General features: G+C 58.1%; 18 protein-coding genes. 3 read left to right on the forward strand and 15 right to left on the reverse strand.

Annotation, left to right across the window (positions count from 1 at the left end):
• Positions 1 to 140 precede the first annotated feature (140 nt).
• Genes ED661_RS08435 through ED661_RS08450 form a run of 4 tightly spaced genes read right to left on the reverse strand, consistent with a single transcriptional unit; the run spans position 141 to position 4,112 of the window.
• Positions 141 to 929: an SDR family oxidoreductase gene (locus ED661_RS08435; protein ID WP_122073486.1), complete on the reverse strand. Its 789-nt coding sequence runs from the start codon at positions 927 to 929 to the stop codon at positions 141 to 143.
• Positions 929 to 1,867 (reverse strand): SDR family oxidoreductase, encoded by a 939-nt coding sequence (locus ED661_RS08440; RefSeq protein ID WP_122073487.1) that lies wholly within the window; start codon positions 1,865 to 1,867, stop codon positions 929 to 931. The genes ED661_RS08435 and ED661_RS08440 overlap by 1 nt, the downstream gene beginning before the upstream one ends.
• Entirely contained in the window at positions 1,864 to 2,766 is a 903-nt protein-coding gene (locus ED661_RS08445; RefSeq protein ID WP_122073488.1) for a bile acid:sodium symporter family protein, read from the reverse strand. Before ED661_RS08445 ends, ED661_RS08440 begins: the two co-directional genes overlap by 4 nt.
• Positions 2,763 to 4,112 carry an NAD(P)/FAD-dependent oxidoreductase gene (locus ED661_RS08450; RefSeq protein ID WP_254054797.1) on the reverse strand — a complete coding sequence of 450 codons (1,350 nt, stop codon included), beginning with the start codon at positions 4,110 to 4,112 and terminating at the stop codon, positions 2,763 to 2,765. The genes ED661_RS08445 and ED661_RS08450 overlap by 4 nt, the downstream gene beginning before the upstream one ends.
• A 75-nt stretch (positions 4,113 to 4,187) precedes the next feature.
• Here ED661_RS08450 and ED661_RS08455 point away from each other — a divergent pair, with 75 nt between their 5' ends.
• Positions 4,188 to 4,832 carry a TetR/AcrR family transcriptional regulator gene (locus ED661_RS08455; RefSeq protein WP_122073490.1) on the forward strand — a complete coding sequence of 215 codons (645 nt, stop codon included), beginning with the start codon at positions 4,188 to 4,190 and terminating at the stop codon, positions 4,830 to 4,832.
• A 23-nt stretch (positions 4,833 to 4,855) separates the two neighbouring features.
• Here ED661_RS08455 and ED661_RS08460 read toward each other — a convergent pair whose 3' ends face one another.
• From ED661_RS08460 to ugpB, 5 genes are all read right to left on the reverse strand, one after another.
• A complete protein-coding gene (locus ED661_RS08460; protein WP_254054798.1) occupies positions 4,856 to 5,809 on the reverse strand; it encodes a glycerophosphodiester phosphodiesterase family protein in 954 nt (317 codons plus the stop codon).
• Entirely contained in the window at positions 5,809 to 6,879 is a 1,071-nt protein-coding gene (locus ED661_RS08465) for a sn-glycerol-3-phosphate import ATP-binding protein UgpC (RefSeq protein WP_122073492.1), read from the reverse strand. The genes ED661_RS08460 and ED661_RS08465 overlap by 1 nt, the downstream gene beginning before the upstream one ends.
• A 12-nt stretch (positions 6,880 to 6,891) precedes the next feature.
• Positions 6,892 to 7,743 carry a sn-glycerol-3-phosphate ABC transporter permease UgpE gene (gene ugpE / locus ED661_RS08470; RefSeq protein ID WP_122073493.1) on the reverse strand — a complete coding sequence of 284 codons (852 nt, stop codon included), beginning with the start codon at positions 7,741 to 7,743 and terminating at the stop codon, positions 6,892 to 6,894.
• On the reverse strand, positions 7,743 to 8,624 hold the full coding sequence (ugpA, locus tag ED661_RS08475; RefSeq protein ID WP_122073494.1) for a sn-glycerol-3-phosphate ABC transporter permease UgpA: 882 nt from the start codon (positions 8,622 to 8,624) through the stop codon (positions 7,743 to 7,745). Before ugpA ends, ugpE begins: the two co-directional genes overlap by 1 nt.
• 103 nt (positions 8,625 to 8,727) lie before the next feature.
• Positions 8,728 to 10,029, reverse strand: coding sequence for a sn-glycerol-3-phosphate ABC transporter substrate-binding protein UgpB (ugpB, locus tag ED661_RS08480; RefSeq protein WP_122073495.1), 1,302 nt, complete (start codon positions 10,027 to 10,029; stop codon positions 8,728 to 8,730).
• A 135-nt stretch (positions 10,030 to 10,164) separates the two neighbouring features.
• Here ugpB and ED661_RS08485 point away from each other — a divergent pair, with 135 nt between their 5' ends.
• The gene (locus ED661_RS08485; RefSeq protein WP_122073496.1) at positions 10,165 to 11,073 is read left to right on the forward strand and encodes a LysR substrate-binding domain-containing protein; all 909 of its coding nucleotides are present in this window, start codon (positions 10,165 to 10,167) and stop codon (positions 11,071 to 11,073) included.
• Between the two features lie 20 nt (positions 11,074 to 11,093).
• Here ED661_RS08485 and ED661_RS08490 read toward each other — a convergent pair whose 3' ends face one another.
• The 6 genes from ED661_RS08490 to ED661_RS08515 form a co-directional block, all read right to left on the reverse strand.
• Positions 11,094 to 12,017, reverse strand: a complete 924-nt coding sequence (locus ED661_RS08490; RefSeq protein WP_122073497.1) for a LysR family transcriptional regulator — start codon at positions 12,015 to 12,017, stop codon at positions 11,094 to 11,096.
• A 29-nt stretch (positions 12,018 to 12,046) separates the two neighbouring features.
• Positions 12,047 to 13,069 (reverse strand): ABC transporter ATP-binding protein, encoded by a 1,023-nt coding sequence (locus tag ED661_RS08495; RefSeq protein WP_122073498.1) that lies wholly within the window; start codon positions 13,067 to 13,069, stop codon positions 12,047 to 12,049.
• Positions 13,069 to 14,058: an ABC transporter ATP-binding protein gene (locus ED661_RS08500; protein ID WP_122073499.1), complete on the reverse strand. Its 990-nt coding sequence runs from the start codon at positions 14,056 to 14,058 to the stop codon at positions 13,069 to 13,071. The genes ED661_RS08495 and ED661_RS08500 overlap by 1 nt, the downstream gene beginning before the upstream one ends.
• 5 nt (positions 14,059 to 14,063) lie before the next feature.
• Complete coding sequence (locus ED661_RS08505) at positions 14,064 to 15,008, reverse strand: ABC transporter permease (protein ID WP_122073500.1); 945 nt, start codon at positions 15,006 to 15,008, stop codon at positions 14,064 to 14,066.
• A complete protein-coding gene (locus ED661_RS08510) occupies positions 15,005 to 15,985 on the reverse strand; it encodes an ABC transporter permease (protein WP_122073501.1) in 981 nt (326 codons plus the stop codon). Before ED661_RS08510 ends, ED661_RS08505 begins: the two co-directional genes overlap by 4 nt.
• Positions 15,986 to 16,191: 206 nt before the next feature.
• Complete coding sequence (locus ED661_RS08515) at positions 16,192 to 17,748, reverse strand: ABC transporter substrate-binding protein (RefSeq protein ID WP_122073502.1); 1,557 nt, start codon at positions 17,746 to 17,748, stop codon at positions 16,192 to 16,194.
• A 611-nt stretch (positions 17,749 to 18,359) separates the two neighbouring features.
• On the opposite strand from ED661_RS08515, the gene ED661_RS08520 reads away from it, so the two are divergent.
• Entirely contained in the window at positions 18,360 to 18,980 is a 621-nt protein-coding gene (locus ED661_RS08520) for a glutathione S-transferase family protein (protein ID WP_122073503.1), read from the forward strand.
• Positions 18,981 to 18,993 lie beyond the last annotated feature (13 nt).

Here is an 18,993-nt window from a genome sequence, read left to right on the forward strand (position 1 = left end):
CAGCAAAAAGACAGGATTTCAATTATTCGCAAGGCTTTGGGAAAGCAAAGACTCCGTTAAGAAAGGTAAAGAAACTGGCGTTCTAACCCGCCTTCAAAGGATGCGGGAACCAAATCCCTTAAGAAGCTGCTAGGTCGGTTTCAGCGGCCAGCCTTGATCTGGCGCTCCATCAGCCGCTCAAATAGCGCCGGGGACAATCGGTTGATCAGCCAGGCCAGCCGCGCAATCCGCCCCACGGGGATGTAGTTTTTCCCGCCTGCGAGCCCCTTGAGGATCTCCTGCGCCGCATCATTCGGGCTCATGTAGTCCACACCATCCGTTGCCGAGCCAGGGCGGGCAATGCCATCGGTTTTGGCTTCAGATCGACCGATATTGGTGGCCACAAAACTGGGGGCAGCTATTGCCACCCGCACCCCATGTGGCTTTTCCTCTGACCGCAGCGATTTGAAGAACCCCTCCAGCGCGTGTTTGCTGGCCGCATAGGCGGTGCGTTGAAACAGCGGACTGAACCCCGCCACCGAAGAGATCGCCAGATGGGTGCCCCTGACCCGGCGCAGATCAGCCTGTAGGGTCTGAGCCATCTGTACGGCGGCAAAATAATTGATTTCAAACACTTTTCTATGGGCCTTTGCACCCAGATCAGCGCAGGCGCCAATCCAGGTGATCCCCGCATTATAAACAACCAAGTCAATCGATGGCTGCTCCAGCCGGATCTGAGCACAGAGCGCCGCCATGGCACCGGCGTCTGTCAGATCACAGGCCAAGACCTTTCGTCGCTCCAGCGGTGGCAGTGCCTCGAGTGCCGGTCCCGGCAGATCAATCAGCACAGTACACCAGCCCGCCTGCCGCAGCCCCGCATCCAGCGCCAGTCCCAAGCCACCTGCCCCGCCGGTGATAATGGCTGTCTTTGCCTGATTTTGAGTGGTCATCACAGCCCCGCCGCCTTTTTCCAAAGCGCAAAAACCTCGGCGCTGGTCAGGTCTGGCACATAGCCAAACCGGGCCTTTAAGGCGCTATTGTCGAGCACCGGGCGATATTGCAAGAACCGCACCTGGCTGGGACCATAGCGCGACAGTTTCAGCGGATGCGCCACTGCAAGGGCCAGCTTGAGCAGCCAGATCGGCAGACGCAGCACCGGTTTGTTCAGTGCCTTTGACAGATCTGAGACCCCTAGCGCCCCATCGCCGGCAACATTGTAGATGCCAGCAGGTCCCACCTGGATGGCGCGCTTCAAAATACGCGCCAAATCCCGGGTCCAGATAAAAACAAAGGGGCTTTCACAGCCCATCAACGCCAGCAAGCGGGGTTTGTGAAACAGGGCGGTGATCTGGTTTTCCAGCCCCGCCCCCAGCACGGTGCCCACCCGCAGCACAACCTGCTCCAGATCGGGGGCCTCACTACGGGCCTGGGCCAGCATTTCTTCGACCTGTCGTTTGTGGTCCGAATAGGCGAACTCTGGATTGCCGCGGATTGGATCGCTTTCGACCAGAGGAACCGAATTATCCGGGTGATAGCCATAGGCCGCCCCAGAGGAAGTCACCACCAGACGTTTGACCTCATGGGTGCGACAGGCCGCCAGCACGTTGCGCGAGCCGATCACATCGACCTGATGGGCAAAGTCGCGCGTTGTCGGCGACACAATCGAGGCCAGGTGGATCACCACATCCGGACGCTCGCGTCCAATGAGCTGATCGGGGCCCTCTCCCCGCACATCCAAGACTTCAAACCGGATCCCCTGCGGCAGGTCGGCGGGAGGGCGGATATCTGTTGCCACCACCTCATAGGGGCTGTCCTCACCCTGCGCCAGCTCTCGCAACAAGGCTGAGCCCACATCCCCGGCCGCACCGGTAATCAGGACTTTTGTCATCGCTTTGCCTCCCGTCGGGACATCAGCTGAGCCAGCCCCAGGCCGGAAATGGCATGCCAGATGCCCCAAAGGGCCGCCACCACGGCCATGCCGCCCAGCCCGTTGAAAAAGCCAAAGATCAGCACCAACCCGAGTCCAGAGTTCTGAATACCGGTCTCAATGGTGACGGCACGCCGGTCATAGTCCGACAGGCCCGCCAGCGTCGCGCTGCCATAGCCTGCGGCCAGGGCGATGGCATTGTGCAGCACCACCAGCCCACCAACATAGGGGGCGAATTTCAGGAAAAACGACCAATTGGCCGCAAGCGCCAGAATCACAAAGGCCAAAAAGATCAGCATCGACAGGTTCTGCATCGGGCGGCGCACCCGATCCGCAAATCTGGCCTGTCGGCTGTTGAGATAGATCCCCAGGATCAGCGGCAGCACCAACATCAGGGACACCGTGATGGCGATCTGCAGCGGATCGATCTCAACCCGGTTCAGGATCTCCCGCGTGGGCGCATAGAGCTGCCCCCAAAAGGCGATGTTGAGCGGGGTAATCAGGATCGCCCCCACCGTGGCAAAGGCGGTCATCGACACCGAAAGCGCAGAATTTCCGCCGGCGCGATGGGTGATGAAGTTCGAGATATTGCCGCCCGGACAGGCCGCAACCAGGATCAGCCCCAGCGCAATCGAGGCCCGTGGCTCGACCATCAGAACCAGCAGGAAGGTCAGCGCAGGCAGCACAATGAACTGCGAGACCAGCCCGGTCAGCACCGGTTTGGGCGAACGCATCAGCCGGGCAAAGTCGCTGAGCTTCAGATCCAATGCGATGGAAAACATCACAATCGCCAGGATCGCATTCATCACCAGCAGGCTGGCGGCGCTGAAGTTCAGAACAACTGTATCAAGCTCCGTCATGATGTGCCTCCTTCCAGGGCTTTGATCCAACCGGTGACGGCCCGGCGGTAGGTGGCCTTGTCGACGTAATAGGCCATTCGCGCCAGTTTGAGGTATTTCATGCCGCCCGTGGCGCGCTCAAAACCGGCAGACTTCTCCTGTCTAAGCTTGGCTGCCCCGTGGTTGCCCTCGGCCAATCCTTTGATGTAGCGGGCCACCATTTCGGCCTGCTCGTGCCGCCCCTGCCAGCCCAGGCCCGAGGCCTCGACCATGCCCAGCACAAAAAGATCATCGCGGTTTGGGTGCATGCAGTTGAGGTAGAGATGCGGTGCAGCGCCTTGCCAGTTGAGCAATTCTTTATCGATAAAGGGATAGTGCAGCAGATAGCCGGTGGCGGTCAGGATCATGTCGTAGTCCGCCTGGCTGCCATCGGTGAAATGCACCGTCTTGCCGTCGATATGGTCGATATCCGGGCGCACCTTCAGATCACCATGGCCGGCATGGAACAGGATCAGTGAGTTCACCACCGGGTGGCTTTCATAAAGCGCGTAATCCGGCTTGGGGAAGCCGTATTTCTGTGGATCTCCGACAAACCACTTCAGGATCATGCCATCGACGCGACGCTTGAGCCACATGGGCAGGCGAATGGCGCCGCCCATGGTGTCGGCGGGCTTGCCAAAGACATATTTGGGCACAAAGTAATAGCCACGCCGCATCGAGATATCGCAGCTCACCCCGTGGTGAATGGCATCCACCGCAATGTCGCAGCCGGAATTGCCCGCCCCCACGATCAGCACACGTTTGTCCGCAAACTGTCGCGGGTCGCGGTACTGGGCGGCGTGGATCATCTCACCGTCAAACTTGCCTTTGAAATCAGGCTTGTTCGGCTCGGCCAGGGTGCCATTGGCAATCAAAACCCCCGCAAAGACATCGCTGTGGTCCTGCCCCTCCCCATCGCGCCAGGTAACGCGCCAGCCCGCGCCGCTATCGCCCAATGGGTCACAGGACAATACCTCTGCGTTGAAGGTAAAGTCCGCGTAGAGATCATAGTGGCGGGCAAAATCACGGAAATAGCGCCGCATCTCCCGGTGCGAGGGGTATTCCGCCACCTCGTCCCCCATCAGAAAGTCGTCAAATTGAGTCATCTTTTTGGACGAAATCAGATGCGCACTTTCATACATCGTGGAATGCGGCGCATCGATATCCCAGAGCCCACCCACATCGGAATGCAGCTCAAACCCCTGAAAGGCGATGCCCTGTTCCTTCAGAACCTTCGCCATGGCGAGCCCCATAGGCCCCGCACCAATCAAAGCAAATCTGCCCGCCGCAGCGCCGTTTTGCGCCACGCTTGCCTGTGCCGTCATCATTTTTCCTCCCTCAAGCACCCTGGGGTGCGCTTTTAAATTGAACGACTGTTAAAAATAGGGCAAGATAAATCTGTAATGACTGAGAAATCACAAGAAAAACAACGACAACGCGCACCAAGCAAACGCTCTCTCGCCACACGGGAGCGTATTTTTGATGCCGCAGAGCAGCTGTTTGCGGAACGGGGATTCGAAGGCGCGTCGATTCGAGACATCGCAAAGGCCGCCGATGTGCAGGGGGCGCTGGTCAATCATCACGGCGGCAGCAAAGAGGTGCTGTTTGCCACCGTGGTTGCCCGACGGGCTGATGAACTGGCCCGGATCAGACAGGAGGCGCTGGCGCTGGCAAAGGCGGCTGGCCCGCTGACCCTGCGCCAGATCCTGACCTGTTTTATTGCCCCATTTATCGACAAGACCCTCAACGGCGGTGCAACCTGGTCGGCCTATGGCCGGCTAATCGCTCATGTCTCCTCGGACATCCGCTGGCAGCATATTGCGCAGCGCTGCTTTGACCCCACCGTCAAGGTGTTCCTGACTGAAATCTCAGCGGTCCTGCCAGAGTCCTCGCAGCAAAAGATCAGTACCCATTTTGTCTTTATGGTCTCTGCCATGCTGGCGCTTTGCACCTCGCGCTGGCGCATCGCGGGCCTCGCCGAGGCAGAGACCGCGGAGGATCTGACTGAGGAACTGCTGGCCTTCTGCGAGGCGGGATTTAAATCCTAGGTTTGGGCCAGTCCTGCCTGTGCCTAAACCGCAATCGCCGTTTCTTCGGTCCAGACATGGCCCTGTGCCAGCAGCCTGCGCTGCACCCGGCCCGGGTAATCCGTGACAATGGCGTCAACGCCTAACCCGATCATCCGGTCGATATCCGCCACCTCGTTCACCGTCCAGACCGCCACCCGCAGGCCCAGCTCCTGTGCCCGCGCCACCTGATCCACCGTCACATCCAGATAATAGGGACACCAAAGCGCCCCACCGGCCTGCGCCACCAGATCCGGCGCACTGGTCCCGGCCTTGGTGAGTTCAAGACTGGCAGCTGCGTGGTCCTCGCCAATATCAGCGGCGTTTTCAGGCAGCTGCGTCAGAAAGGAAGTTGGCATTTCAGGGGCTTGGCGCGTGCATTCCGCCAGCAGATCCCAATCAAAACTGTGCATCAGGGTGCGCGTGGTCAACCCCAATGCGCGCACCTCTGCCACCACAGCCGAAACCACTTTGGCGCGGGCCGTTGCATCCTTCAGCTTTGCCGGATCCGATTTGATCTCCAGCATCAGATGCACGTCGCCGTAGCCCGGCTGGGCAATCAATTCACACAGATCGCTGAGACGCGGAATGCGGGCCCCATAGAGAAAGGCCTGATCGGGAAAGCGCTGGCCATAGTCGCTGCGCCCATCAAGCCCCCCGACATCCATCACCGTCAAATCAGCCCAGTCCAGATCCGAAACCCTGGGTTCCACCCCCTGCAGCCAATTGCCCGCACCGTCGCGCACAATCGAGCCGGTGAGGCTGTGATTATGGGTGATCACCGGCACACCGTCGCGGGTCATCACCACGTCAAACTCCAACAGGCGCACACCGCAGTTCAGGGTAAAGGCAAAGCCCTCCATGGTGTTTTCCGGCATGACACCACGCGCACCCCGGTGCCCAATCACCCGGATCAGACCCGCGCCTCCGGTAAAGGCCGCCAATTGGGGGTAGTTCATCACAGTCCCAGCCGTTTTTCGGACTTTGGGTCAAACAGATGCAACAGCTCTGGTGCAGCCGAGAAACAGTGCTGGCTGCCTGGCTCGGCCGTAACATGTCCGGGGATGGAGGCCACCATCGCGTGCTGGCTGCCGCTGAGGGTGCCGTGCAGCAGGGTATTGGCGCCCAGTTGCTCGACCATATCGACATTGATGACAATCGGCCCCTCTTCATCCGGGACCAGATGTTCGGGGCGAATACCCAATAGGACCGCAGTGGACTGCACCGTGGCATCCGACAGCTGCGGAGCGGCCATTTGGACGCCCGTAGACAAGACCAGTGCATCAGGCTCTGCAGTGGCCGGGATAAAGTTCATCGCCGGGCTGCCAATAAAGCCGGCCACAAAGACCGAAGCTGGCCGGTCATAGAGCTCGATCGGGGTGCCGAACTGTTCGACGTAGCCACCGTTCAGCACCATCAGCCGATCCCCCAGCGTCATCGCCTCAACCTGATCATGGGTAACATAGATCGAGGTCACACCAAGGCGCTGCTGCAGCTTGCGGATTTCCAGACGCATCTGCACCCGCAGCTTGGCATCCAGGTTCGACAAGGGCTCGTCAAACAGAAAGACCTGCGGATCGCGCACAATGGCGCGCCCCATGGCCACCCGCTGACGCTGCCCCCCGGACAATTGTCGGGGTTTACGGTCAAGATACTGGCGGATCTCCAGAATATCGGCAGCCTCTTCGACACGGCGGTTGATTTCAGCCTTGGAGAGTTTGCGGATTTTCAGCCCATAGGCCATGTTTTGACGCACCGACATATGCGGGTAGAGCGCGTAGTTCTGGAACACCATGGCGATATCGCGCGCCGAGGGTTCCAGCTCATTCACCCGCTGCCCTGCAATAGCGATCTCGCCAGATGTCACGGTTTCAAGCCCGGCAACCATGCGCAGCAGGGTGGATTTCCCACAGCCCGAGGGGCCGACGATGACGATGAACTCGCCATCTTTGATCTCGCCCTCAACATGGTGCAGCACTTCGGTGGGACCGTAGGATTTGGTCAGGTCGGTTAGTTTAATCTCAGCCATTTGAGGGGCGTCCTATTTATCGGTTTCCGTCAAGCCCTGCACAAAGAGCTTTTGCATCGAGATGACGACAAAGATCGGCGGGATCATCGCCAGCAGCGCCGTCGTCATGATGATATTCCATTGCGGGCTTTGCTCGGCCGCCTCCAGCATCTGTTTGATCGACATGACAATCGTGGTCATCGAGGTATCGGTGGTGATCAGCAGCGGCCAAAGGTACTGGTTCCAGCCAAAGATGAAGAGGATCACAAAGAGCGCCGCAATATTGGTGCGCGACAGCGGCAGCAGGATATCCCAGAAGAACCGCATCGGCCCTGCCCCATCAATGCGTGCGCTTTCCAGCATCTCGTCTGGGACCGTCAGAAACACCTGGCGAAACATGAAAGTCGCAGTGGCCGAGGCGATCAGCGGGATCGACAGCCCCCAGTAGCTGTTGAGCATGCCAAGGTTGGCGACAACTTCAAAGGTCGGCAGGATCCGCACCTCGACCGGCAGCATCAGGGTGATGAAGATCATCCAGAAACAGGTCATGCGGAAGGGAAAGCGGAAATAGACAATGGCAAAGGCCGAGAGCAGCGAGATAGCGATTTTGCCCAGCGAGATCATCATCGCCATGGCCAGACTGTTGAGCAGCATCAACCAGACCGGCGCGCTCTGACTGCCGCTGAGACCTGAGCCAAACAGCGTCTGGCTCAGGTTGTCCCACAGATGGGTGCCGGGCCAAAGCGGCAGCGGCACCTGGTTCATGCGCAGCTCATCATGGGTGGCGGCGACAAAGGTGATCCAGATCGGCAGGGCAATGGCAATGACGCCAAGCACCAGCACAAAATGGGTGAGCAATGCGGTAAGGGGGCGACGTTCAACCATCAGTATTCCACCTTTCTTTCAACATAGCGGAATTGGACAACAGTCATGGCAATGACCAGCACCATCAGGATCACCGACTGCGCCGCAGATCCGCCTAGGTCCAGCCCCACAAAGCCATCATTGAAGACCTTGTAGACAAGGATCGTGGTTGAGGTACCCGGCCCGCCCTGGGTCACTGCGTGGATGATGCCGAAGGTCTCGAAGAAGGCGTAGACCATGTTGATCACCAGCAGGAAAAACGTGGTGGGCGAGATCAGCGGCAGGATGATGGAAAAGAACCGACGCCCCGGGCCGGCACCATCAATGGCAGCGGCCTCGATGACGCTGTTGGGGATCGACTGCATCGCCGCAAGGTAGAATAAAAAGTTATAGGCCACCTGTTTCCAGGCCGCAGCCAGGATCACCAGCCCCATGGCCTGATTGCCATTCAGGTAGTGGTTCCAGTCAATGCCAACAAATTCAAGGAAGTAGGGGAATATCCCCAGGGTTGGATTGAACATGAAGACCCAGAGCGCGCCGGCCAGAACCGGGGCCACCGCATAGGGCCAGATCAACAGGGTACGGTACACCATGGCGCCGCGCACCACCCGCTGCGCAAACCCTGCCAGCACCAGCGCCACGCCCATCGAGAGCCCTGCGACCAGAAGTGAAAAAATGCCGGTGCGCCAAAAGGCATCCAGATAGTGCTGGTCGTCCCAGAGAACCTGAAAGTTCTCAAACCAGACAAATTCGGATCCCAGGCCAAAGGCGTCCTCGATCAGGAATGACTGATACATCGCCTGACTGGCGGGCCAGATGAAAAACACCAGCGTGATTGCCAGCTGCGGTGCCACCAATAGATAGGGCAGTGGCGAAGAAGGAAAATGGACGCGTTTCAGCATGGAGTGCCCCGTGTAGTGCCCAGTAGTGATGCGCCATTTCACTGGCGCGCAAACGAGACCATGCCGCCCAAAGGGCGGCATGGCTCAGATCCTTAAGCGGAGCTTATTTGGCGGAACGCTCAAACTTGCGCAGCAGGGTGTTGCCACGCTCAGCCGCTGCGTTCAGCGCCTCAGTTGCCGATTTATCGCCCGCCCAGACGGCCTCCAGCTCTTCGTTGATCACATCACGCACCTGAACAAAATTGCCAAAGCGCAGGCCACGGCTGTTCGGAGTTGGCGTGTTCAGGCTCAGCTGCTGAATGGCAGTGTCGGTGCCGGGGTTGCTCTCGTAGAAACCCTGCTCCTTGGACAGCTCATAGGCGGCTGTGGTGATCGGCACATAGCCGGTCTCCTGGTGCCACCAGGCCTGCACTTCTGGTGAGGACAGATAGGTCAGGAACTGGGCTGTGCCCTTGTATTCTTCTTCCTCATGGCCTTCGAGCACCCAGAGGGTGGCGCCGCCAATGATCGAGTTCTGTGGAGCATCAGCGACAGCTGTATCCAGCGGCAGCATGGTCTGACCAAATTCAAACCCGGCCTGGCTCTTGATCGAACCGTAGTAGGCAGAGGAGTTCATCCACATGCCACATTCGCCATTGGTGAACATCGGCAGGCTGTCGCCGCGACGGCCACCGTATTTGAACAGGTTGCCTTCGGTCATGGCAGCGATGCCATCCAGACGGGCTGCAACGGCTTCGTTGTTGAAGCTGAACTCGGTGTCGAACCCGGCAAAGCCGTTTTCTTTGGTGCCCATGCCGATGTTGTGCCAGGCCGAGAAGTTCTCAACCATGACCCAGGACTGCCAGCCAAAGGAAACACCGCAATCCATACCGTTGTCGACCAGTTTCTGGGCGGTTTCCTGAACCTCATCCCAAGTGGTGGGAACGGAGGCACCGGCCGCATCCAGCGCGGTTTTGTTGTACCACATAACCGGCGTGGAGCTGTTGAAAGGCATCGACAGCAGTTCGCCTTCGGGGGTCTCGTAGTAAGACACAACCGCAGGCAGGAAGGCGTCGCCGTCAAAGGCTTCGCCAGCGTCTTTCATCAGTTTCTCAACCGGGTAGATCGCGCCTTTGGCAGCCATCATGGTGGCGGTGCCAACTTCAAAAACCTGCACGATCTGCGGATGCTCTTTGGCACGGAAGGCCGCAATCGCCGCGGTCATGGTTTCGGTGTAGTTGCCCTTGTAGACAGGAACAACTTTGTAGTCACTCTGCGTGGCGTTGAAATCTTCGGCAATTTTGTTGACGCGTTCGCCATTGGCGCCGCCCATTGCGTGCCACCACTGGACCTCGGTTTCAGCAAAGGCAGTACCTGCGGTCGAGGCCAGAATGGCCGACGTGCAAAGAAGTGATTTGATAGACATATGAGTTCTCCCCGTTCATCTGATGCCCAAAGAGTGAGCAGAAATGGGCATAATGCAAGTGAAAGTTTTTTGACATCAAGCATAACATGATGTTATGTGATTGCAAAATATCTTTGAAAATTTGGGGCTAAACCATTGAAATTTAAACTAAGGCAGCTAGAGGCCTTTCAGGCCGTTGCGCAGACCGGATCAGTCACCCGAGCCGCAAAATCTTTGGGCATATCCCAACCCGCCACTAGCCGCCTGTTGTCCGACTTTTCCAACTCGGTCGCGATTGAGCTGTTTCAGCGCAAAGACGGCATGCTGATTCCCACCAGCGAAGCGCGCTACCTGCTGTCAGAGGTCGGTCGGGTCTTCGACAGCCTGCGCCATCTGGAGGAACTCAACCGGGACTTGACGGACCGCACCGCCGGACATCTGCGTATTGCCTGCCTGCCGGGCTTTGCCAGCTCCCATTTGCCACAGCTGCTGGCCAAGTTTCTGCAGCAGCGTCCGGGGGTGAATCTCACGCTTGAGCCGGACCGCCCGGAGCGGATCCTGGAGTGGATCATAGGCGAGCAATATGACTGTGGCATAACAGATGGATTCTCTGGCCATCCGGCGGTTGAACACATCGATATCGCCATCAAAACGGTTTGTATTTTCCCGCGCGGCCACCGCTTGGCCAAGCTGGAGCGTATTTCGCCACTGGATCTGGCGGATGAGCGCATGATCCACACCCGCAAGAGCAGCACGTTTTTCAAAAGCCTGTCGCAGTCCTTCTCGGACCATGGTGTGCTGCTGAATTCCTGGGTCGAGGTGCGTCAGTTCTCCACCGCCTGCCTGATGGTGGCCGAGGGTCAGGGGGTTTCCGTTGTCAGCGCCCTGGATGCGGATCAGTTCAAGTCAAAGAACGTCGAGATGCGCCCCTTTGAACCGGAACTCTCGCATTGGCTGTCGATCCTGCGCCCGGCCTCCGGCAGCCGCTCACTGCTTTCACTGGATTTTGTCGATACCTTTCTGGAAAGCCTGGCGCCCTATACGGTGAAGACCGCAGCCCCTTGATCGAGCCGATAGCGCCTCAGCTATTGCTCTGACACCCCAATTGCCGCCTGCATATCGCCCCAGAGACGGTTCAGCGTTGGTTTGCTGTTTTCCTTGTCACGGTACAGCCGGATTTCCAGCGGATGGCGGTGCTCTGCGCCGCCGACGATCTGCATCTGCCCCTCCGCCAGCTCCTGCTTGCACAGCTCCTGTGGCAGCCAGCCCAGGCCAAAGCCCTCCATCACCATGGCCTTGACCGAGATCGCCAGAACGCTTTGGTTCACCACCAGCATCTTAGGTCCATCTAAGTTCTGCCGCAGTGCATGTTCCACCACCGAGCGCAGCGCCGAGACCGTGCCGTAAGACAACAGCGGTACTGGTTTTTTTGGCGTGCTTTCAAAACGATGCAATGGCCCGTCTGGGCCGACCTTTGACACCGGCACAAACAGATCTTCGCTCAGGGTGATATAGTCGCAATTGCCCAGCGAAAGGGGGGCCAGTGCATCCATGGCAGGGTGCCAATAGGTCAGGATCACGTCACAGTACCGCTGCTGCAGCGCCGAGACAAACTGATCCACCGCCCAGCCGGTGGAATTCAGATCAATCTCCAGCCCACCCTCATCAACCAATGGGGCGATATGGGTCTTGTAATGGGTCATATAGAGCGATTGCGAGGTGGCAAAGCGAATGACGTTTTCCCCCGCCGCATCAATGATCTGACAGCGCTCCAGGGTCTCATCATAGGTGCGCAACATCACCCGCGACTGCGCCAGAAACACCTCCCCCGCCGGGGTCAGCGACAGCGGCAAGGTTTGCCGGTTGATCAGCTTGACGCCGAACTCTTCCTCCAGCGCACGAATGCGCCGGGAGAAGGCCGGTTGGCTGACATTACGCTCCTCTGCCGCGCGCGAAAAATTCTTCTGCGCGACCAGGGCCTCAAAATCTCTGAGCCAGGCTATGTCCACTGTAGCATCCCGTTCAGCATGTCCGGGCCCTACCCGTCCAGCCGCCCTTCTTCGACAGCATGACAGGCCACCAGCGCCCCATCTGGCTGCAGCTGGGGGCGGGGTTGCTCACTCTGGCACCGGCTATTGGCATGGGCACAGCGACTTTCAAACGGACATCCCTGCGGCAGGTTGATTGGTGTCGGGATTTCACCGCGCAATCGGATGTGGTTGGGATGATCATCTTTTAACTGCGGAACCGCAGAAAGCAAAGCACGGGTATAGGGGTGTTTGGGGTTTTCAAACAGGGTTGCCGTATCGGAAAGCTCGCAAACCGAACCCAGATAGAGCACCGCCACCTTGGTACCAAAGTGCTGCACCACGCTCAGATCGTGGGTGATGAACAGATAGGTGAGGCCGCGCTCGTCCTTGGCCTCCAGCATCAGGTTCAGCACCTGCGCCTGAATGGAAACATCCAGCGCCGAGATCGGTTCATCCGCGATGATGAACTCAGGATCTACCGTCAGGGCACGGGCAATGGCGATCCGCTGACGCTGACCACCGGAAAACTCATGCGGGTAGCGCCCGGCCCAACTGGGGTCCACCCCGACCGAACGCATCACATCCGCCACCTTGTCGCGCACCTCGCCTTTTGACAGGGCGGGATTGTGGTAGCGCACCGGTTCTTCCAGCGCCTGCTGGATGGTCATGCGCGGGTTCAGCGATGCATAGGGGTTCTGAAAGATCATCTGCATCTTTTTGCGCAGCGGCATCATGGCGCGCCGCGAGCGATCATCAATGCGCTCCCCGGCGTAGTGGATTTCACCGCCACTGGGGGTCAGCAGCCCCGCGATCAGCCGGGCAACGGTGGATTTACCACAGCCGCTTTCGCCAACAACACAAAGCGCCTCGCCGGGGGCGACCTCCAGCGAGATATTGTTGACCGCATGCACTTCGCGCTTTTCCTGCACCAGCTTGCCACCCTTGAACTTCAAGGTTTCCAGAAAGCCACGGTCCAGTTCAAAGCGTTTTTCAAGATTGCGAATTTCCAACAGGGGCTGAGGCGCGCTCATCAGTTCATCTCCTCAACTTTGTCGCTGTGCAACCGGTTCACCTCGTGGCAGGCGACCTCAACATGGGTATATTGCACTGGCTTGGGGGCCTCCGTGAGGCAATGATCCTGCACATATTCGCAGCGCGGGCTAAAGGGGCAGCCCTTAGGGATCGCCGTCAGCGAGGGCATATTACCCGGGATCTGCTTCAGCCGTTGCCCCGGTTTTGTCTGCTGCGGCAGCGCGTTGATCAACCCCTGCGTATAGGGGTGCTGCGGGTCGTTGATGATTTCCCGCGTGCGCCCGGCCTCGATGATGCGCCCGGCATACATCACCAGGGTGCGCTCGGTCATCTGGCTGACCACGCCCAAATCATGGGTGATCAGGATCAGGCCGACCTTGTTGGATTCACACAACTCCAGCAAGAGCTCCATGATATCGGCCTGAATGGTCACATCCAGCGCCGTTGTTGGCTCATCCGCGATGATCAGCTGCGGGTCCAGCAGCAGCGCAATGGCGATGATGATCCGCTGGCGCATCCCGCCTGACAGCTCATGCGGGTATTGGTCCAGACGCTCCTCCGGCGAGGGAATATAGACCTCGCGCAGTTTGACGATAGCGATCTGCTCGGCCTCGGATTTGCTCAGCTTGCGATGGGCCTGCAGAGTTTCCACCATCTGCTGACCAATGGTCAGCACCGGGTTCAGCGTCACCATCGGATCCTGAAAGATCATCGCCATCTGGTTGCCGCGAATGCTGCGCATTTTGGCGTCGGACATCTCGGTGATGTCTTCGCCCAGGAACTGGATCTTGCCGCTGTCGATATAGCCGGGGCGGCTCAGCAGGTTCATCAGGGCAAAGCCAGTGATGGATTTGCCAGCGCCGGATTCCCCGACGATGCCCAGACGTTCGCCCTTGCCTAGATCAAAACTGATCTGATTGAGGGCAGTTACGGTATTGTCGCGCATGGCGAATTTCACGCTTAGATCGCGCACGGAAAGCAAGGACATTGCGCTTATCCCTTATAGAGTTTGGGGTTCAGGGCATCACGTAGCCAGTCACCCAAGAGATTGATCACCAGCACCAGCACCACCAGTACCACGCCGGGAATGGCGGTGATCCACCAGCTGCCCGAGAAGATATAGTCAAAGCCGGAAGAGATCAGCGACCCCAGCGAGGGCTGGCTCGGCGGCATACCAAGGCCGAGGAAAGACAGCGAGGCCTCGGAGATGATGGCATTGGCCACCTGCACGGTGGAGATCACAAAGATCGGCGACAGCGAGTTTGGCAGGATGTGCCGTACCATGATGCGAATGGGACCAAAGCCCAATACGCGGGCGCTGTCGACATATTCCTTCTTTTTCTCCGCCAGCACGGTGGCACGCACGGTGCGAGCATACTGCGGCCATTCCGCGACGCCAATCACCGCGATCAGGAAATAGATGGCATATTGGTTGAAGGTCTCAGAGCCAAACATCGCCTGGGTCACCGCCAGAAAGATGATGGCGACCATCAGGGTCGAGAAAGACAGCTGGATATCGGCCAGCCGCATCAGCAGGCTGTCGATCCGCCCGCCCACATAGCCGGCGATCAAGCCAATCGAAATCCCAAGGAAAGCCTGCAGGGCAACGGCGCAGATGCCGATCAGTAGTGACAGCCGGGTGCCATAGAGGATGGTGGACCATAGATCGCGGCCCTGATCATCGGTGCCCAGCATGAACTGCGGGTCGGCCCCTGACACCCAGACGGGGGGGTATTCGCTGTTCATGATGTCGATCTGCGCCGGATCATAGGGATCAAAAGGCGCAATCAGCGGCGCCAGAAAGGACATCACCGTGATCACCGCAAAGACCAATAGCGAGACAACGGCCACCGGATTGCGCCGAAAGCTGTAAGCGATGTTGGAGTTCCAGATCTGCGCCCAGCGCGATGGTTCGGAATTGGTGCTCAGGCTGCTCATGCGCCCATCCTCGCAAGATTGACGGTGGGATTGACCAGCCCGTAGATCAGGTCAACGATTGTATTAGTGACAACAAAGATAAAGCCGACGACGATGAGATAGGCGACGATCAGCGGGGTATCGACGCGGTTCACCGCCTCCAGGAACATGAAGCCCATGCCCGGCCACTGAAAGACGGTCTCGGTCAGGATGGTATAGGCCACCATGGTGCCGATCTGCACGCCGCCCACAGTGATCACCGGCAAAAGCGTGTTTTTCAGCGCATGGACAAAATAGATGCGCCAGGGCCGGATGCCCTTGGCCTTGGCGTATTTCACATATTCGCTCTGCAACACTTCCATCATCTCGGCCCGGATCAGGCGGATAAAGAGCGGCAGCATGATCGAGGCCAGCGCGACCGAGGGCAGCAGAATATGCATCCAGCCGTCCACACTGGCAAAATTGGTGTCCCAGAAGCCAAAGACATGCACCACATCACCGCGCCCATAGGAGGGGAACCAGCCATATTCGACGGAAAACACATAGATCATCAGGATCGCCGTCAAGAACACCGGGATCGAAATCCCGATGATCGAGATCCCCATGACCAGGCGGCTCAGGATCGAATTGGGGTAGATGGCGGTAAAGACGCCCACCGGGATCGACAACCCGATAATGATGATCGAGGCTCCCACAACCAGTTCCAGCGTTGCGGGCAGTTTTTTCAGGATCACATCCAGCGCCGGTTCCTTGAAGAAGTAGCTGGTGCCCAGATCGCCCTGCAGTGCATTGCCGGCAAAGCGCAGGTACTGCGTCATAAAGCTGTCGTTCAGCCCCAATTCATCGCGCAGCTCCTGCCGGACCTCTTCGCTCACGGATTGTCCAACCAGCTCGCGGAGCGGATCACCGAGATTGTCCTGAATGGCAAAGCCGATCAGCGAGATGACAAACATCACCGCGATGGCCTGGAACACGCGTTTCACAAGGTAAGCAAACATGCTTTTACACCTTCTTCCTGGGATAGTGGGGCCTGGGGTCGTAGGGCCTGGAACAAATAGGGCCTAAAACAAATAGCAAAGGGCATCAAACCTTCCCTCCCTGCGCAGTCAGGAAGAATACCCTTGGCAAATTGTTTTTGAAAAATGCCGGAGAAGAGGCCGGAGCAAGCCACGCTGGCCTGCTCCGGTCTTTGATTGGGCTGTCCTTAGTCGACGACGAGGTCACCGAAGTAAGGGAAGTTCAGCGCGTTCACGATGGATTCCGCGTGCACACCCTTGCGTGCGCCCCAGGCCAGGTTCTGCCAGTGCAGCGGGATGAAAGCCGCCTCATTGTAGAGGATGGTTTCCAGCTCTTTCAGCATCACCGCACGCTTACCGGCATCGGTTTCCGCATTGGCCTTGGCCATCAGCATGTCCGCCTCTGCGTTGCAGAAGTTGTTGGCATTGTACTGACCATTGCCGGAAGCCTCGTCAAAGCAATGGCTCAGGAACTGGTGGAAGTTGGCCGAGTCTTCGGTATCCGAGTGCCAGCCGATCATCATCATGTCTGCTGCGCGCTCATCAAAGGCGGGCCAGTACTGGGCCTTCGGCATGGTCTGCAGGTCAACTTTGATGTTGATCTTTGCCAGCATCGAAGCAACAGCCTGGGCGATCTTGTCATCGTTCACATAGCGGTTGTTTGGCGCCATCATCGAGATTTCAAAACCATCAGCATAGCCAGCTTCGGCCATCAGAGCCTTGGCTTTTTCGACGTCAAAACGAGGGGCCAGGTCTGGGTTATGACCCAGGTAGCCTGCGGGGCTGTACTGGGCGCCAACGGTGCCAAAGCCGCGCATGATGCGATCCACGATACCAGCGTTGTTGACAGCATAGTCGATGGCCTGACGGACGCGGGCATCCTTGAAGGCTTCAACACGGTCCTGGTTCATCTGGAATGTGATGATACGGGTGCCGGGCATGGTGATCAGGTTGGTGCCGTCGTTGTCCTCGACACGGGCCAGATCGGTTGGCGGCACAGGCGCGATGAAATCAACGTCGCCAGAGAGCAGCGCAGCCACACGGGTGGGGCTTTCCTTGATCGGGGTCAGGATGATCTGATCCACGTTGCCGGCAGTTTCGGTGTCCCAGTAGCCTTCAAAACGGTCAAAGACCATCTTTACGCCCTGCTCACGCGAGGTGACGGTAAAGGGACCGGTGCCGGAGATATTGCGCGACGCAAAACTGTCGCCATGCTTGACCAGCTCAGCACGGTCTTTGCCGTCTTCGGTGGTGCCGGAATAGAATTTGCTGTCCATCGGGAAGATATAGGTCACCGTGTGCAGCACCAGCGGATAGGGCTCGGAGGTGATCAGGTCAAAGGTGTGATCGTCGATCACTTTGACATCGGTGAACTGGCTGAAGATGCCTTTGAAGTCGGGGCTTTCTTTCAGACGATCAAAAGTCCAGTCAACGTCTGCTGCGGTCAGCATGTTGCCAGAGTGGAATTTTACACCGCTACGCAGATGAAAACGAGTGGTCAGCTCGTCGATCTGTTCCCAGCTGGTTGCCAGGCGTGGCTCAAACTGCAGATCCTGGGTCCAGCGCACCAGCGGATCAAAAGACATATGCGAGAACTGCAGCGTGCCACCGGACAGCTGCTCATGCGGGTCCAATGACACCGGATCGGCGTCATAGGCGACTTTGACTGTGACTTCGGCCTGAGCCACGGCGCCAAAGGCGAGCGACATCACACCAGCCGCAGCGATGCGGATAAATTTGTTCATCTTTCCCTCCATGTCGGTGGCCTTGGTTGGCCTCCTGAAACAGTGGGCATTACCTAAGCCATGGCGCCGACCAGGGGCCAATGCCAATTTCAAATCACTCATGCAAAACGGGAATAGAACCTATCTCATCCGCGCATTAATGGCCAAGCTCTACCAGTCAAAACCTTAATCAAGACACTGATATTATGTAATTTTTTAAACCCCTCCTGGTTCATGTGTCGATATCATTTCCCAGAGGAACCAAAACCAGGAGCTGCTGGGATCTTTTGGTTGACCAAAGGAAAACCACTTTCAGGTCCTTCAATCCGGGACCATTGGCAGCAGCCTATCACTGCTGGTTCTGGCCAATCTGTCCGCCGTGGTGGCGCCCAAACTGGATGTGATGCAGCGCCCATGTGCCGGGGGTGGCGGGCTATGTCATCAACCAGATGGCCCCTGAGGATGCCAAAGATCTGGAGCGCGTTTCGCTATTTTGCGGACCACCCTCGGCGGGTTAATGCCGCAAACCACTGTGACCCAACGTGACTCTGGTGCCGAACAGCAAAGAACTTCAACTTCTGAGGGAAGGACCGCGAACCGGATCAACGATCCTACTGGCTCAGGAGGCCTGCATGTTTACCGTACATCATCTCAACAATTCACGCTCGCAGCGGGTTCTCTGGTTGCTGGAGGAGCTGGGCCTGCCCTATGAGATCAAACACTACCAGCGTGATGCCGTAACCAACTTGGCCCCCCCTGCCCTGATCGCCAAACATCCCTTGGGCAAATCCCCCATGCTTGAGGTGGAGGGACGGATCATCACCGAAAGTGGCGCAATTGTTGAATATCTCTGCGCTGGTTTTGGCCCGCAACTGGTGCCCGACCGCGACACCGACGCCTACATCAGCCATCTGGAGCTGATGCATTTTGCCGAGGGCTCTGCCATGACGCCGATCCTGCTGCAGCTCTATGTTGGTAAACTGGGCGCAGCTGGCGCGCCCCTGGCCCCGCGCATTACTCAGCAACTGGAAAGCCACTTTGCCTATATGGAGGGGCTGCTGCGCCCCTCCGGTCATTTTGTTCAGGATGACCTGTCAGCTGCGGATATCATGCTGAGCTTTCCCGCCGAAATCGCCATCGCTCAGGGCAAGGCCGAAATGCTACCAAAGCTGGCGGGGTTTGTAGCCAATATTCAGGCGCGACCAGCCTACCGGCGGGCACTTGAAAAGGGCGGCGACTACACCTTTGCCTAGGTTCAAAACTCGT

Source organism: Pseudophaeobacter sp. EL27 (assembly GCF_900313025.1).
GTDB lineage: Bacteria > Pseudomonadota > Alphaproteobacteria > Rhodobacterales > Rhodobacteraceae > Pseudophaeobacter.